The 16787-nt window shown below is 56.5% G+C and carries 14 protein-coding genes; 1 reads left to right on the top strand and 13 read right to left on the bottom strand.

Annotation, left to right across the window (positions count from 1 at the left end; all coding sequences use genetic code 11):
* Nucleotides 1-7: 7 nt before the first annotated feature.
* The 10 genes from LPW13_RS01470 to uraH all read right to left on the bottom strand — a co-directional run bounded on the left by LPW13_RS01470 (nucleotide 8) and on the right by uraH (nucleotide 11489).
* A complete protein-coding gene (locus tag LPW13_RS01470) occupies nucleotides 8-1333 on the bottom strand; it encodes a glycerate kinase type-2 family protein (RefSeq protein WP_230437682.1) in 1326 nt (441 codons plus the stop codon).
* Between the two features lie 432 nt (nucleotides 1334-1765).
* On the bottom strand, nucleotides 1766-2653 hold the full coding sequence (locus LPW13_RS01465; protein WP_230437681.1) for a 2-hydroxy-3-oxopropionate reductase: 888 nt from the start codon (nucleotides 2651-2653) through the stop codon (nucleotides 1766-1768).
* A gap of 48 nt (nucleotides 2654-2701) precedes the next feature.
* Nucleotides 2702-3481, bottom strand: a complete 780-nt coding sequence (gene hyi, locus LPW13_RS01460) for a hydroxypyruvate isomerase (protein WP_230437680.1) — start codon at nucleotides 3479-3481, stop codon at nucleotides 2702-2704.
* Between the two features lie 129 nt (nucleotides 3482-3610).
* A complete protein-coding gene (gcl, locus tag LPW13_RS01455; protein ID WP_230437679.1) occupies nucleotides 3611-5386 on the bottom strand; it encodes a glyoxylate carboligase in 1776 nt (591 codons plus the stop codon).
* Between the two features lie 195 nt (nucleotides 5387-5581).
* Nucleotides 5582-6106 (bottom strand): ureidoglycolate lyase, encoded by a 525-nt coding sequence (locus tag LPW13_RS01450; RefSeq protein WP_230437678.1) that lies wholly within the window; start codon nucleotides 6104-6106, stop codon nucleotides 5582-5584.
* Nucleotides 6107-6327: 221 nt separating this feature from the next.
* Nucleotides 6328-7179 (bottom strand): bifunctional allantoicase/(S)-ureidoglycine aminohydrolase, encoded by an 852-nt coding sequence (locus LPW13_RS01445; protein ID WP_230437677.1) that lies wholly within the window; start codon nucleotides 7177-7179, stop codon nucleotides 6328-6330.
* A gap of 2 nt (nucleotides 7180-7181) precedes the next feature.
* Nucleotides 7182-8174 carry an allantoinase PuuE gene (gene puuE / locus LPW13_RS01440; protein WP_230437676.1) on the bottom strand — a complete coding sequence of 331 codons (993 nt, stop codon included), beginning with the start codon at nucleotides 8172-8174 and terminating at the stop codon, nucleotides 7182-7184.
* Between the two features lie 364 nt (nucleotides 8175-8538).
* The gene (locus LPW13_RS01435; RefSeq protein WP_230437675.1) at nucleotides 8539-9267 is read right to left on the bottom strand and encodes a GntR family transcriptional regulator; all 729 of its coding nucleotides are present in this window, start codon (nucleotides 9265-9267) and stop codon (nucleotides 8539-8541) included.
* 72 nt (nucleotides 9268-9339) lie between these two features.
* Complete coding sequence (locus LPW13_RS01430) at nucleotides 9340-10866, bottom strand: urate hydroxylase PuuD (protein ID WP_230437674.1); 1527 nt, start codon at nucleotides 10864-10866, stop codon at nucleotides 9340-9342.
* A 269-nt stretch (nucleotides 10867-11135) separates the two neighbouring features.
* Entirely contained in the window at nucleotides 11136-11489 is a 354-nt protein-coding gene (gene uraH / locus LPW13_RS01425) for a hydroxyisourate hydrolase (protein WP_230437673.1), read from the bottom strand.
* A 239-nt stretch (nucleotides 11490-11728) separates the two neighbouring features.
* On the opposite strand from uraH, the gene uraD reads away from it, so the two are divergent.
* Complete coding sequence (gene uraD, locus LPW13_RS01420) at nucleotides 11729-12265, top strand: 2-oxo-4-hydroxy-4-carboxy-5-ureidoimidazoline decarboxylase (RefSeq protein ID WP_230437672.1); 537 nt, start codon at nucleotides 11729-11731, stop codon at nucleotides 12263-12265.
* 271 nt (nucleotides 12266-12536) lie between these two features.
* Here the strand turns inward: uraD and LPW13_RS01415 are convergent, their stop codons facing one another.
* From LPW13_RS01415 to guaD, 3 genes are all read right to left on the bottom strand, one after another.
* Entirely contained in the window at nucleotides 12537-13295 is a 759-nt protein-coding gene (locus tag LPW13_RS01415) for an outer membrane protein OmpK (RefSeq protein ID WP_230437671.1), read from the bottom strand.
* A gap of 256 nt (nucleotides 13296-13551) precedes the next feature.
* Nucleotides 13552-14940, bottom strand: a complete 1389-nt coding sequence (locus LPW13_RS01410; protein ID WP_230437670.1) for an NCS2 family permease — start codon at nucleotides 14938-14940, stop codon at nucleotides 13552-13554.
* Nucleotides 14941-15472: 532 nt separating this feature from the next.
* Nucleotides 15473-16771: a guanine deaminase gene (gene guaD, locus LPW13_RS01405; RefSeq protein ID WP_230437669.1), complete on the bottom strand. Its 1299-nt coding sequence runs from the start codon at nucleotides 16769-16771 to the stop codon at nucleotides 15473-15475.
* Between the last annotated feature and the right edge of the window lie 16 nt (nucleotides 16772-16787).

Below are 16787 nucleotides of genomic sequence, written 5' to 3'. Positions count from 1 at the left end.
CCATTTCTTACACCGCCGGCAAAATCAGAATTGCGCGGAAATCATTGACGTTGGTTCGTGTCGGGCCGGTCACAATCAGATTTTCCAGTTCTGCAAAGAAACTATAGGCATCGTTGTTGGCCAGGTATTCCCGCGGGTTCAGCCCCTGCGCCTGCATCTTCGCCCAGTCGTCCGGTGTAAACAGGGCACCGGCGTTGTCTTCCGAGCCATCGATGCCATCGGTGTCGATGGCCAGGCCATAGATACCAACTGCACCTGCGAGCGCGGTAAACAGGCCCAGCAGATACTCCACATTGCGCCCACCGCGACCATTGCCTTTGACGGTCACGCTGGTTTCACCGCCGGAGAGGATCACCAGCGGATGGGTGATTTCCCGCTGCGCCTGCAGCGCCAACCGGGCATGCGCTTGCCCCAGATCACGAGCCTCGCCTTCCAGGTTGTCTCCCAGCACGCGCACGTCGACGCCGGCCTTGATGGACGCGTCGCTGGCGGCGTCCAGCGCATCGCTGGCTTTTGCCAGTACCCGCGCGGTATCCCGATTGAAAGCACGATCTCCAAACTTCGGCGCTTTTGTATCGCCCTGCAGGTGGTCGCGTACGGCGTCATCGATTTCGATCTTGTAGCGCTGGAGGATTTCCAGTGCATCTGCCGGCGTGGAGGTATCCGGCAATGTGGGGCCGGAGGCGATAAGGGTGGGGTCGTCACCGGGTACGTCGGAGATAAGATAGGTGACGACCCGCGCCGGATGTGCGGCGGCGGCGAGGCGGCCGCCTTTGATCGCGGACAGGTGACGACGCACGGTGTTGATTTCGCGAATGGGCGCGCCGCATCGCAGTAGGGCTTTGTTGATGGCCTGTTTTTGCTCTAGTTTGAGTCCTGGTGCGGGCAGGGTCATGAGGGCGGAGCCGCCGCCGGAGATGAGGGCGATGACGAGGTCGTTTTTACCCAGGCCTTTTACTGCGGAGAGCATTCGCTTGGCGGCAACTTCTCCCATGTTGTCGGGCATGGGGTGGGAGGCTTCGAGCACTTCGATTTTTTTGCAGGGGGCGCCGTGGTCGTAGCGGGTGACGACGAGGCCTTGGATGTCGGCGCGCATGTATTTTTTGGCCCAGGCTTTTTCGAGCGCGGCGGCCATGGCGGCGGCGGCTTTGCCGGCGCCGATGACGATGGTACGGCCGGTGGGGGGCTCGGGAAGACGCGAGGGCAACAGGGTCTCCGGGTGCACCGAGGAGACAGCAATTTCGGAGAGCCCCCGCAGCCAGGCAGAGTAGTCCGCCGGACGGTTCAGGGTCTCGAGTTTGGGCAGTTTGTTCATCGGCGAAGACCTCTTCATTTTTATTCCTGGGCTCGAGCTTCGATCGACCCTCGAACTCTTCTTACCAAGGCTCAATGGCGGGGCGGCCCAGGGTGAAAGGTTTCGAAACCACTGTGAATACATCCCTGTACGCTGCGGCGGCGACGTCCCTGTCGCCGACGCTTTCGAAACCTTTCCCCCAGCACCGCCCCTTCTATTCTCAGCTCAATACTCCGTAAGCTTGCATCTCGCAACATTGTAGTGGAGTAACGCATCATGCAAGCCGGATAAGGGAAACGTGTCCGACAGCTTGGCTCACGGAGAAGAGCCTTACTGGGGAGTCCGTGGACACGTCTCCCTTATCCAGCCTGTTTTGCGATTCTGCTTCTAGTCTAAATAGAACAATGCAAAAACAGTTCCGGAAAAAGCCGCTGGCAACGGCGATTCATCGTTGCCAGCGGAAACACTGGGTTACTTTCCTATCTCATGGTCGGCCAGATTCTCAAGAGCACGCACGATGCCGGCGTGATCCCAGTCGGCGCCGCCGTTGGCGGCGCAGGCCTGGAACAGTTGCTGGGCATTGGCGGTGCCCGGCAGGCTGAGGTTGAAGGCGCGGGCGCTTTCCAGGGCCAGGTTGAGATCCTTCTGGTGCAGACGGATACGGAAGCCGGGGTCGAAGGTGCGGTTGATCATGCGTTCGCCGTGGACTTCCAGGATTTTGGAAGATGCGAGGCCGCCCAGCAGGGATTCCCGTACCTTGGCGACGTCGGCACCGGCGCGGGAGGCAAACAGCAGGCCTTCGGATACGGCTTCGATGGTGAGCGCGACAATGATCTGGTTGGCCACCTTGCAGGTCTGGCCGGCACCCTGGGGGCCGATGTGAGTAATGGTTTTGCCCATTACTTCAAGGATCGGCTGGGCGCGGACAAAGCCTTCTTCGGTGGCGCCGACCATAATGGTCAGTGCGGCATTGATGGCACCGCCCTCGCCGCCGGATACCGGTGCGTCTACGTATTCCCCACCCGCTGCGGCGATGCGCTTGGCAAATTCCTGGGTGGGCACCGGGGCGATGGAGCTCATGTCGATCACCAGGGTGCCCGGCTGCAGGCCTTCGATAACGCCATCCTCGCCAAACAGAACGGACTCCACGTCTGGGGTGTCCGGTACCATGGTGATGACGACTTCACAGTGTTCCGCTACGGCCTTGGGACTGGCGACGACCTGCATGCCCTTTTCTGCGAGACCTTTATCCAGTTCGCGGCCGCGGTCGTTGGTGTAGAGTTCGTGGCCAGCGTCCAGCAGGTGTCCGGCCATTGGGCGGCCCATGATGCCGAGGCCGATAAATCCGATCTTGCTCATTTTCTCTCTCCAGATTTCTGCATTTATTGTCAACGGTGATTCGCGATCTCACCCGTGCGCGCTGTCCAACCAGCCAAGCCCTTCAGTGGTGGTGGCTTTGGGCTTGTACTCACAACCGATCCAGCCCTGATACCCCAGCTTGTCCAGGTGCTGGAACAGGAAGGGATAGTTGATTTCGCCGGTACCCGGTTCGTGACGGCCGGGGTTGTCGGCGAGTTGGATATGCGCGATACGGTCGAGATGCTTTTCCATCGTAGGCGCGAGATCGCCTTCCATGATCTGCATGTGGTAGATGTCGTACTGCAGCTTGAGATTCGAGCTGCCCACCTCGTCAAATATTTCCAGCGCTTGCTCGGTGCGGTTGAGGAAAAAACCGGGAATGTCGCGGGTGTTGATGGGCTCGGCAATCAGCAGGATACCGGCGGCTTTCAGTTTATCTGCAGCAAAACACAGGTTTCCCACCAAGGTCGCACGCGCCTGCTGCTTCGAGACACCATCGGGCACGATGCCGGCGAGGCAGTTCACCTGTTTGCAGCCCAGCGCGGTGGCGTATTCAATAGCCTTGTCCACGCCCGCGCGAAACTCTTCCACACGATCCGGATGGCAGGCGATCCCGCGCTCACCGGCACCCCAGTCACCGGCGGGCAGGTTGTGCAATACCTGGGTCAAGCCGTTGTCATCCAGACGCTGTTTGATTTCTTCAATGCTGTAATCGTAGGGAAACAGATATTCCACCCCCTTGAAGCCGGCCTCTGCGGCGGCCTGGAAGCGATCGAGAAAATCCACTTCGGTGAACAGCATGCTCAGGTTCGCGGTGAATTTTGGCATTGAGCTTCTCCTGTTATTGAGTTCGTCAGTTCCAAATGGACGCTGATCCCGCACTCCGAATACTGGATCCCGGCCTTCACCGGGATGACGGGAATGAGTCAACGCATCTTTTCTATCTGCTCAGTTCTATCAGGTCAGTGCAGCGATCGAGGTGGGCGCATCGCTATCGCCTTCCGCCAGCGCTTCAAATTCGTTGACGCCATCCAGATCCACACCCATGGAAATATTGGTGACGCGCTCCAGAATTACCTCGACCACAACCGGTACCCGGTGTTTATTCATCAGCTCGCGGGCCTGCTCCAATGCCGGTGCAATATCATCCGGGTGGGTAACCCGTAGCGCTTTACAACCGAGGCCTTCCACCACGGATACGTGATCCACGCCGTATCCGTCGATCTCCGGGCAATTGATGTTTTCGAATGCCAGCTGCACGCAGTAATCCATATCGAAATTGCGCTGTGCCTGACGAATCAACCCGAGGTAGGAATTGTTTACCAGCACATGGATATACGGCAGGTTGAACTGTGCTCCAGCAGCAAGTTCTTCCACCATAAACTGGAAATCGTAGTCACCGGAGAGTGCGACAATTTCCGCCTCCGGGTCCGCCTTGGCGACACCCAGCGCTGCAGGTACGGTCCAGCCCAGAGGGCCGGCCTGGCCGCAGTTGATCCAGTGGCGCGGCTTGTACACGTGCAGGAACTGCGCGCCGGCAATCTGTGAGAGACCAATAGTGGAAACGTAGCGGGCGTTTTTGCCGAACACCTTGTTCATTTCTTCGTACACGCGCTGGGGTTTTACCGGCACATTGTCGAAGTGGGTTTTGCGCAGCAGGGTGCGCTTGCGCTCCTGACAATCGTTCACCCATTCCGAGCGATCTTTCAGGCGACCGGCGGCCTTCCACTCGCTGGCCACTTCAATAAACAATTGCAGCGCTGCTTTGGCATCGGAAACGATGCCGTAGTCCGGACCGAAGATACGACCGATCTGGGTCGGCTCGATATCCACGTGCACGAACTTGCGGCCTTCCGTGTAGGTATCCACATTACCGGTGTGACGGTTGGCCCAGCGGTTGCCGATCCCCATGACAAAGTCCGAAGCCAGTAGCGTGGCATTGCCGTAGCGGTGGGAAGTCTGCAGGCCGACCATGCCCGCCATCAGAGGATGGTCATCCGGAATCGTGCCCCAGCCCATCAGGGTGGGGATCACCGGCACTCCGGTGATTTCCGCAAATTCCGTAAGCAGATCGCTGGCATCGGCGTTGATTACACCACCACCGGCAACTAGCAGAGGTCTGTCGGCTTCGTTCAACATGGTCAGGGCTTTTTCAACCTGTGCACGAGTAGCCTCCGGCTTGTAGGCGGGCAGCGGCTCGTAGGTGTCCGGGTCGAATTCGATTTCAGTCATCTGCACATCGATGGGCAGATCGATCAGAACCGGTCCCGGGCGCGCGCTGCGCATCAGGTGGAATGCCTGCTGGAAGGCGCGCGGTACCTGCGCCGCCTCGAGTACGGTTACCGCCCACTTGGTAACCGGGCCGGCAATGGCTTTGATATCGACTGCCTGGAAATCTTCCTTGTGCAGTTTGGATACCGGCGCCTGACCGGTAATACACAGGATGGGAATGGAATCCGCGCTGGCGGAGTACAGCCCGGTCACCATATCGGTGCCGGCGGGGCCGGAGGTGCCAATACACACGCCGATATTGCCGGCTTTGGTGCGGGTATAGCCCTCCGCCATGTGTGAGGCGCCCTCTACGTGTCGCGCCAGGGTGTGATCGATTCCACCTACTTTGCGCAGAGCGGAATAGAACGGGTTGATTGCCGCACCGGGCACGCCAAAGGCAACATCAATGCCTTCTTTTCTCAGAACGTGAACCGCGGCTTCAGCAGCTGTCATGCGAGCCATAGTTTTCTCCCACTGAAGATCGCTTCTTCAGAAATTGCTTGGTTATTCTTTATTCCTGCACCGGTACAGCTGGTGCTTTTGGAGCTTTCTTTTTTCGTCGTTTCCGCGCACGCGGGAATTCAGGTTCTCCGGGCTCTGGATCCCGTACCGGATCAAGTCCCGCATGACGTACGCCGGGATGACGCTTTATTCAGTTCAGGCAGTAGCCAGGGCTTCTTCACCGACCACAACATCCTCTACATGCACCCGGATATCCATCGGGTACTCATCGCAGTTTTTTCCTTTACCTCCGCGATCGACCACCACAAACTCTCCCTTGCGCTCGATTACCGACTGCACCCCGTGCCACAGCCCCGCGCGGTAATTCACGCCCTGACGGCCATCGGTAATAAATGCGCGCACATCTTTTGGATCAATGGTTTCGCCCTTGGGCGCCACCACGATGACAAAGCGCTCTTCGTGCATTGGAATAAACGCCTGACTGCCCAGCGGGTGTCGCTCGAGGTAGGTCAGTTCCAGTGGCAGTTCAACAGGCTCACTGATGAAAATACTCACCAGCGGGCGCGCTTCTTCACCCAGAGTTTCGACCTGTACCAGGTCGTGATAACGCTGCGCTTTGCCACCGTTGATGGAAAAAGAATCCGCGTTACGACTGTCGATGACATCGCCGTAGGGCGCGAAGGCTTCTGCGGTCAGCGGTTGTGCCTTGAGTTCGAGCATGGTGGTTCTCTCCATTTTTTATTGAAATTTTGGGCGCATGTGGGCCGTGCGTGAAGCGCTGTAGCAAAGGAGCACAGCCAAAATTTTCAGATCAAGGCGAGAATGCGCTGGAATAGTGGTTCTATTTCGAGCTTTCTCAACGCAGAGCTGGACATTTTGGCGAAGCGAACTGTTACAGAGCTTTGCGTACGGCCCACTCCTTCCGTGTATACGCATAGCAATTAGCGCTGCCCGAATCCGCCCAGCTTCATTTGACGGTTCACGTCTTTGTAGAGGAGGTATCGGAACGGGCCGGGGCCGCCGGCATAACAGGCCTGGGGGCAGAAAGCGCGCAGCCACATGTAGTCTCCCGCCTCGACTTCCACCCAGTCTTTATTCAGCAGGTAAGCCGCTTTCCCCTGCAGGACATAGAGGCCGTGTTCCATCACGTGAGTCTCCGCAAACGGAATCACGCCGCCGGGCTGGAATGTCACGATGTTCACGTGCATGTCGTGCCGGAAGTCCTCGATATCCACGAAGCGGGTAGTGGCCCAGCAACCCTCGGTGTCGGGCATCTCGATGGGTTTGATATCTTTTTCGTTGGTTACAAACGCTTCCGGCACATCAATGCCTTCCACACGCTCGTAATATTTTCTGATCCAGTGAAAACGCAGGGTGGAAGCGCATTCGTTGTGTACCTTCCAGTCACTGCCGGGCGGGATAAAGGCATAGCCGCCCTCTTCCATGCGGAAGCGTTGGCCGTTGAGGGTCAGAGTCAGCTCCCCCTCCACAACAAACAGTACGCCCTCCGCGTTGGGGTCTGACTCAGGGCGGTCACTACCACCACCGGACTGCACTTCCATAATGTACTGGGAGAAAGTCTCGGCAAATCCTGATAATGGGCGCGACAACACCCACAGGCGGGTCTTCTCCCAGAACGGCAGGTAACTGGTGACGATATCGCGCATGACACCTTTGGGAATGACCGCGTAGGCCTCGGTAAATACCGCGCGATCAGATAACAATTGTGTCTGCGGCGGATGCCCTCCTTTGGGTGCGTAATAGGTATGCATTGGGTACTTCAAGTTAGTCATTGTTAATCCAGTGCTGTGTCCAAACTGCTACAAACCGATTTTTTATCTGCCCTTCGGAATTCACCTTGGGCGGGGTGGTGTTCTGCCCAGTGACGGGCAATATCGACGCGACGGGTTACCCATACCCGATCGTGCCGCTCGATATGATCGAGAAATTTCTGTAACCCGCGGAACCGGCCTGGGCGCCCGACCAGTCGACAGTGCAGACCGACGCTCATCATTTTTGGGGTTTCCTCCCCTTCGGCATAAAGCACATCGAATGCATCGCGCAGGTATTCGAAGAAGTGTTCGCCTGTGTTGAACCCCTGGGGCGTGGCAAAACGCATATCGTTAGTGTCGAGGGTATAGGGCACCACGAGATGACGGTGTTGCACGCCTTCACTGTCTGCTCCCAGGGTCCAGAACGGCAGGTCGTCGCCGTAGTTGTCGCTGTCGTACAGAAAGCTGCCCTCATCCAGCACCAGGCGCCGGGTATTGGGGCTGTCGCGCCCGGTGTACCAGCCCTGCGGCTTGTGCCCGTACAGTTTCTGAAAGATCTCGATGGCACGACGCATGTGCTCGCGCTCTATGTTCTCTGGCACATGCTGGTAGTGAATCCAGCGCAACCCATGACACGCCACCTCGTGACCGAGCTCCTGAAAAGCCAGAGCCACTTCCGGGTGACGCTCCAGCGCCATGGCCACACCGAATACCGTGAGTGGCAGGCCGCGCTGTTCAAATTCTTTGAGGATCCGCCAGACCCCTGCACGGGAGCCGTACTCGTAAATTGATTCCATACTCATATGGCGATCGGTATAGGCTTCCGCACCCACGATTTCCGAAAGGAAGCGCTCCGAGTGACTGTCTCCATGCAAGACACAGCTCTCCCCGCCCTCTTCGTAATTCAGCACAAACTGCACGGCGATCTTTGCCCGCCCGGGCCAGTTGGCCTGGGGCTGCGCACGCCCGTAGCCGATCAGGTCACGGGGATACGAATCGCGGTCTGAAAAATTCACGGTGGTTATTCCTTTGCTTCGCTGCGGGTACTTCTGGCAACCGGCCGCCGGAGACGCTCAGCAGCGACCCCATCCGAGGTTTCTCCGGCGACGAGCCTCACATTGAATACAATCCTGTGGACCAATTTGGCAACGCTTTTGTATACAAGAAAACAATATAGTGTATTCAAGAAGAATGCAATCACTGCATGGTGATTTATCGGGAGATTTTTATGGGTGCGCCGGGAAGCCGCGGCGACTGCCGCGCCTAAAAAGTAGAAAGAGGAATGGGAATAGATTTCAGGTACAGGAAGCGAGTGCAGGGTGGATAAGCGTTGCGCCTATCCACCATAAAGGGCTTGGAAGAAGGATCAGGCTGGGGAGATCAACTGCCGAAAATACTGTAGAGATCCGGCACTTCTTCGGCACCCTCGACGATAGACAGGGAAGCTTCTACTGACTTCAGATGATTCAGCATAAACTGGGAGGCGCCGGCCCCATCCCCATCTTTCAGTAAGCGTACGAGTTCATTGTGATCGTGGGACTCACACCCCATAGGCTCACCGCCGGAACTGCCGTAAACCGCCAGGATCAACGAGGAGCGGGAGCACAGGCGCCCGACAAACTCCGCCAGGGTTTTATTCCCCGACATCTGCGCAAGGCGCTCGTGGAATTCCGAGGAGGTGCGGATCGCGAGGCTTTTATTCCCCTCCGCCAGTGCATTCACTTCCCGCCGGGTCAAGGCATCCAGCTCCATCAGTTCTCCCGAAGTGATGCGACTCGCGACCTCAGCCATCAGGCCACACTCCACCATCTGCCGCGCCGCAAACACCTCGTGCGCCTCATCCGCGGTGGGGCGGGCAACACTCGCACCGCGGCGCGGCGCGATGGTCACCAGCTGCTCTATCGCTAGGCGTTGCAACACCTTGCGGATACCGGTGCGGCTCACGCCAAACACTTCTGCCAGCGCATCTTCACGCAGACGGGAGCCCGGTTTCAGACGGTGTTCGACGATGGCGTCACTGATCGACTGATGGATCGCATCTTCGCGCTCAGTACCATCCTGACGTTTGCGCTTGGTACCGGGTGCCGCGCCTGCTGTTGCTTGAACCATTCTCCTCGCGTTCCTGTATTCAGATAGTGGTATTGGAAACCGCCTATTGTATACAAAAACGGGATAACAATCCTATTCGCGCCAGGCAGCAATCACTGCCCGCTCTTCGTCGCTCATGCCGGTCATATTGCCAAGCGGCATATACCCACTGGCCACCGCCGCCTGAATCTTGGCTTTGGTCCGCTCGATCTGCTCGCGGTTGTCGAAGGCAAATCCGGCGGGCGGTGCTGAGAAGCCTGGCTGAGTCGGCGCCTGGGAATGGCAGGAGGCGCAGTGTTGTTCCACTAAAGCGAACGGGCCTTCCTGCTCTTCATGTCCAGCTTCAGATTCCGGCTGTTGACCCGATTCCACGATTTCTGCCTTCGTTTGCTCGTCAATTTCTGCAGCCGTTTCTTCTTGGGGTGCTTGCTTTGCGTCACTTGCTTTGGCGTCATTCACTGCGGCAACCTTCACTTCTTCGGGCTGAGATGGATCATTTGTCTGGGCTGAGGACTCTTTCCCCGCTGAGGGCTCTTTCCCCGCTGAGGGCTCTTTCCCCGCTGAGGGCTCTTTCATTTTCGCTGAGAGCTCTTCCCCCTCCGCTGGTGCGCTTTTTTCCTCCGCTGATGGCTCATTCACCCCCGCTGACGGCTCCTCCACCTGCGCCACCGGGGCTTCAGGCTGGGGTGCCGCCTGTGGCGAGACGATCCAGAAGGCGACCATGATCATTGCTACACCGGCGACCGGGTAGGCGGGTTTGATCTGGCCCGAGTGCATGAGTACGAAGAATTGACGGATGGTAGCGCCGGCAAAAATAAACAGGGCCATGATTACCCAGGCGTATTCATGGGTGTAGGTGAAGGCGTAGTGGTTGCTGATCATGAGCAGCACTACTGGCAGGGTGAAGTAGGTATTGTGTACGGAGCGCTGCTTACCGCGTTTGCCGTCCAGCGGGTTCGGTTCTTCACCGTTTTTCATGGCGTTGACCATGCGACGCTGCCCGGGAATGATCCAGAAAAATACGTTGGCAGACATGGCGGTGGCCATGACGGCGCCGGTCATGAGGAAGGCGGCGCGGCCGGCGAACAGTTGGGTGCTGACGTAGGCGACGCCGATCATCATGACACCGACGGCAATACTGAGGAGGCCGTCCCGTTCCATGTTGGGGCTGATACGTTTACACAGTTCGTTGTAGATGACCCAGCCTGAAAGCAGAAAGAGGATGGCGGTGAGGTTGGCTTGCCAGCCGGTGAGGTTTGCAGCCCACGCCCAGTCGCTCTGGGTGTTGATGAGGTAGAAGGCCGGGTTGGTCATATACAGCAATATGAACAGGGCGAAACCGGAGAGCCAGGTGGTGTAGGATTTCCAGAAGGACCAGTGGAGGTCGTCCGGTAGCTTTTCGGGGCTGGTTGCGTATTTCTGGTTGTGATAGAAACCGCCGCCGTGCACGGCCCACATTTCTCCGAAGACGCCTTTTTTGCGGCAGGCTTCGCTTTCCGGTTTTTTCAGGCCGTTGTCCAGCATGACGAAGTAGATGGATTCGCCAATCCAGGCGATGGCGGCAATCACGTGCAGCCAGCGCAGCATAAAGTTTGCAAATTCCAGGATAAAAGATTCCATAGCCCGCTCTCTTCTCGCATTATTTTTTTGAAAAAGTGCAAAACTCAGGTCTTGCCCTTCCGGGCCCACTCTCTCCGTATAAGCAGGCCCTGTGGCGGACGGGCACCGGGTATCGGTTTTCAAAACCGCTGTAAACCCATCCCTGGGCGCTGCGGCGCAAACATCCTGTTTGCGACGCTTTTGAAAACCGATCCCCGGCACCCGCCCTTCGCATCCGGCTTTTGGCTTCGTTAGCAAGCCAGAAAAAAACGACTCCCTTTGAACTCTTGTCAGCTACCCCGGTACGTGGAGTAGCTGTACGGGGACACCAGCAATGGCACGTGATAGTGCTGCGAAGCATCGGCAACGCCGAAGCGCAGCGGGATCACATCCAGAAAGCGCGGCTCGCCGTTTTTGTTGCCCTGGCGGCGCAGGTAGTCGCCGGCATGGAACACCAGCTCGTATTCACCGACTTCGAGGTCATCACCTTCAAGGATCGGGCCGTCGCAGCGTCCGTCGTCGTTGGTGACCACCTCTTTCAGCCAGGTGCGGTTGCCGCCGGTCAGGCGGTATACCTCTACCCGGATCCCCTGCCCCGGTAGGCCGAGAGCGGTGTCCAGTACATGCGTGGTCAGTCGTCCCATGGTTTTCTCCTGAATCTGTCTTCTCGCTATTACTTGCCCATTACCAGCTGTTTATACGGTTGCGCTCTACACCGTTGCATGCAGCGCCCATGTATCAGGCTGGTGATTACAGCGCTATCTGTACGCTGCATTATGGATTCATTTTTACACCAATTATGGATACATATTCAAACACTTTTTGTATACAATGAATACATCAAAATAAATACACCTGTTTTGCACCCGCAGGAGGGATTGATATGACCGCAATGACCGAGGCACTGAAACTGACGCCAAGCCCGAGCTCGCTCACCCGTGAGGATTTTGTTGCGCAGTTTGGGGATATCTTCGAACACTCGCCCTGGATTGCCGCTGAGGCCTGGGATTCAGGGCTTACCAGTACCCATGACGATCCTCTGGTGCTGGCGGAGTCGATGGCGGAGATTCTGCGGAGTGCAGCGAGCGAGCGGCAGATGCAGGTGATCTGTGCTCACCCGGATCTGGCGGGCAAGGCGGCTCTGGCCGGTGAGTTGACGGATGATTCGACCAGGGAGCAGGCCGGCGTGGGCCTGGATCAGTGTACGCCGGAGGAGCTTGCGCGTTTCGAGACGCTGAACAATGCCTATAAGGAACGCTTCGGTTTTCCGTTCATCATGGCGGTGAAAGGCAGCAACCGGTTTCTGATTCTGGATGCATTTGAAGTAAGGCTGAAAAACAGCATTGAAGAGGAACAGAAAACCGCAGTGGAACAGATCAACAAGATTGCGCGTTTGCGGCTCGTAGATAGAGCTGAGTAACAACCTAAAAGTTGCACCGACAGGTACCTCGCTTTTAGCTACAAAGCGATGCTCTTGATGCGAAGGTGGAGTGCTGGGGATTGTTTTTCGGAAGCGTCGGCGACAGGGACGTCGCCGCCGCAGCGCCCATGGATGGGTTCACAGCGGTTTCGAAAAACAATACCCAGTGATCCACCGCCACTGCACGGTAAACGAGCGAACCACTGAACGCCGACCAATAAAAATGCCCGAGTATTACTACCCGGGCATTTTCATAACGTGAACTCAGTAGTTAAAAGTAAAACTTCACCAACGCACTTACCGCGTTCTCGGTATCAATGGCGCGGCTACCGAACTTGTTGCGCCAGTAGGAGTACTCGATACCGGCAAACATCACGCCCGGATTATCCGTCAGGCTGCCCACATCCAGAGTCAGCTGTGGGTTGATATGGGTCTCGGCGGCCTGGGCGCCGCCGACACCGGAGGAATAATCAGCATAGCCATCGAACAGGAACTTGGCAGAGCCAATCTCGAACGGCGCGCCCCAGGTAATGGTTGCCTGCCAGTCGTTGGGGTCATCGAACGCGGTATTGTTATCCACGTAATATACATTGGTATTAAAGTACTGCAGACCGGGCAAGTCCCAGCTTACGCCAACACCCGCGAGATAGTTATCCGCATCGGCGCCACCACCAAACTCATAAGTACCTGCCAATAGTACATCTTTTATTACACCAAACTGCAGGTCGTTGCCCGTCAGCCAGCTCAGGCTGACCCGGGGTGCAAACTCGCCGTAGAGATCATTGACTCCGGTGTCTTCATCTTCGACCTGATAACGGTCAATAAAGAAGAAGCTGTCACCCCAGTTGTTGGCGGCGATATTTTCAAAGGTGAAGACAGTGGCATCTTCCCGTACACCGCCGAAGGTCTGGTACTGGCCACTGTGCAGTAATGACAAGGTCGATGTGCCGAAAAAGCGTTCTGCATGTGCCGCCGGTGAAATGGCTGCGGCCACTGCGGTGGCCATCAGGATTTTTTTGAATACTTTCACAACTCAGTCTCTCAGGTTATTTTTCTGGAAATGCGCTTGGGATTGCGCATGGTCGAAATTGGTCGTCGACTGCGAACTTCCAACAACCGGATTGCGAGCTCTTGGTGGCCCGTTAATTCCTCAATATCCGTGCCCCACTCGAACAGGCAAGGGGCCGTCCAAGCCGGGAAATAATTCCCGGCAGGATATGTGCAGGTGATATCGGTTCAGTCTTGCTTGAGGGTAAAACTCAGAGAACGTCGCGCTATAAAGCGACTTACAGGAACGCAAACTTCGCGATAAAAATCACACTCAGCACATACAGGCTGATGGACACTTTCTCATGCTGCCCGGTAAACAGCTTCATCACGGTGTAAGTCAGGAAGCCCAGGGCGATACCGTTGGCAATGGAGAAGGTCAGCGGCATCATCACCACAGTGACAATCGCGGGAATGGTATCGGTGTGATCCTTCCAGTTGATGTGCGCCATACCACTCATCATCAGCATTGCGACATAGATGAGGGCACCAGCGGTAGCGTAGGCCGGAATCATGCCCGCCAGCGGAGCAAAGAACATAGCCAGCAGGAACAGGATACCCACGGTGACAGCAGTGAGACCGGTGCGGCCACCAGCGGCAACGCCGGACGCGCTTTCCACATAACTGGTTACCGGTGGGCAGCCGACGAAGGAACCCATCACACTGGAGGTGGAATCCGCTTTCAACGCCCGCGATAGGTTCTTGATGCGACCATCGTCGTCCACCAGGTGCGCGCGGTGTGCAACCCCCATCAGCGTACCGGCGGTATCAAACATATTCACGAACAGGAATGCCAGAATCACACTCACCATGCCTACGTTCAACGCACCTGCGATGTCCATCGCCATCCAGGTCGGCCCCAAGCTCGGCGGAGCGGAAACCAGCCCCTGATATTCCACCAACCCCATCGCCCAACCGACGGCCGTCACCCCCAGCATACTGAACAGGATGGCACCAAACATTTTGCGCTGACTGAGAATGGCGATCAGAAGAAAACAGACGCCGGCGAGCAGGGTCGACGGTTCGCCAAAGCTGCCCATGGACAACAGAGTCGCCGGGTTATCCACAACGATGCCCGCCGTTTTGAGGCCAATCAGCCCCAGGAATAGGCCCACACCGGCACCCATGGCAAATCGCAGGCTGAGAGGAATACTGTTCAACAGCCACTCGCGGATACGCGACAGGCTCATGATCATGAACAGTACACCGGACAGGAATACGGCCCCTAAGGCAACCTGCCAGCTGTAGCCCATATCCCCCACCACGGTGTAGGTGAAGAAGGCGTTGAGCCCCATCCCCGGTGCCAGGCCCACAGGCCAGTTGGCATACAGCCCCATCAGGAAACAGGCCAACGCGGCACCGATACAGGTAGCGACAAACGCCGCTCCGTGGTCCACACCAGCTGCGGCCATGATATTCGGGTTCACGAAAATCACGTATGCCATGGTGAAGAAGGTCGTCAGACCCGCCACCAGTTCCGTTTTGATCGTGGTTTCGTGCTGCCGCAGCTTGAATATCCGGTCCAGAAGGCCGGGGTTTGCTGAATTCACAGAACTCGGTATCGCGCTGTCCGATTGATTGAGTACATGCTGGTCTTGCTTGATCGTTTCCACAAGTGATCCTCTCATTATTGTTGTTTCACCCGGAGTACGCACTTCAGTCTCAGGGAGGTGATGGCCTGGCCCGCCTTTCCTGCGTTTTTTACTGCCGTCCTGATCGCCCTTGATTTCCTCTCTCTACTTCCTTTCAGGGTTTATAAACAGTATTTGTTAATTATTTTTTGACTTAAAGGTCAAGAAGTAAGGCCTGATTCGATAATAATTCTGTATACAATGATTGCAACAATATTTTTTTAAATAGTACATCATCTATTAACAATCAAAATAACCATCATATATATCAATAAATTAAGAATTATTTTTACCAAGTAACCGTAAATAAACAGTATGACTATAACGAACCAATATGATCATTTTTCAACCGCCAGACTAGTTCACAGTTATTTTCCGAACTAGTCGACACAATCGCTTGAGTATGAAAATAATTATCGCGCCATTAACCACCCATCGCTCAGGAGATTTGGTCCACGTAGATCGCGGGCATAAAAAAGGGGCCTGCAGCCCCTGAGATATGTAAAAGACAAACTAGACGACATGCGGATTATTTGCGGTGTCGACAGACACCAGCGGCATAAGTGGCCTTAACGGCGCGGTCATCCCCAAGGATCATCAGCGCAAAAAGTTTTTCAGTCAGATTGGACGCCTGCGCCATCCGGCGGCTGATCAGCGGCGTTGCCTGGTAGTCGAGGACCACGAAATCCGCATCTTTACCAGGATCCAGGTTGCCGATACGGTCGTCCAGATACAGGGAGCGGGCGCCCCCCAGAGTGGCGAGATACAGTGCCTTAAACGGATCCAGCTTTTTGCCCTGTAACTGCATGACTTTGTACGCCTCATTGAGGCTCTGCAATTGTGAGAAACTGGTGCCGGCACCCACGTCTGTACCCAGCCCCACACGCACACCACGCTCTTCAAGTAAATCCAGGTTCAGCAAGCCACTGCCGAGGAACAGATTGGACGTAGGACAGAAGGCAACCGCAGATCCGGTTTCACCGAGGCGCTGGCACTCTTCATCACACAGGTGCACGCCGTGGGCAAACACCGAGCGCTCACCAATCAGGCCGTGATGATCGTACACATCCAGGTACCCTTTGCGCTCGGGGAAAAGGGACTTCACCCATTCGATCTCCTGCTTGTTCTCGGAGATGTGCGTATGCATATACAGCCCGGGATATTCGTGAAACAGCTTGCCCGCCAGGGTCAATTGCTCCGGGGTACTCGTCGGCGCAAACCTCGGGGTAACGGCGTAATGCAACCGCCCCTTGCCATGCCAGCGCTCGATCAGCTCTTTGCTGTCTGAATAGGCGCTCTCGGGGGTATCACAGAGGTATTCCGGGGCGTTGCGGTCCATCATCACCTTGCCGGCGATCATGCGCAGATCGAGCTTTTCCGCCTCGGTGAAGAAGGCGTCGATAGATTCCTTGTGAACGGAGCCGAACACCAGTGCCGTGGTGGTACCGTTGCGGAGCAGTTCCTTGAGGAACACCCCGGCCAGTTCACTGGCGTGTTGCGGGCTTTCAAATTTACGCTCGGCGGGGAAGGTATAGGTTTCCAGCCATTCCAGCAGCTGCTCACCATAGGCGCCAATAATATCCACCTGCGGATAGTGAATATGGGTGTCGATAAAGCCGGAGGTGATCAGGGTATCGGTATATTCCACCAGATCGGCATCCTGAAACTGGCCGAGCAGGGTTTCGGCGTGCCCGATGGCGAGGATTTTACCGTTTTCGACCACGAGGAGGCCGTCGTCGAAATATTCGTAAGAAGCCTCGATTCCGACCTCCCGGGGGTCGCCGATACTGTGGAGAATGGCGGAACGGTGGGCTGTGCGATGGGACATGCTGACTCTCATTACT

It is taken from the genome of Microbulbifer celer (assembly GCF_020991125.1).
GTDB lineage: Bacteria > Pseudomonadota > Gammaproteobacteria > Pseudomonadales > Cellvibrionaceae > Microbulbifer > Microbulbifer celer.
This window is presented reverse-complemented; position numbering and strand designations above follow the sequence as displayed.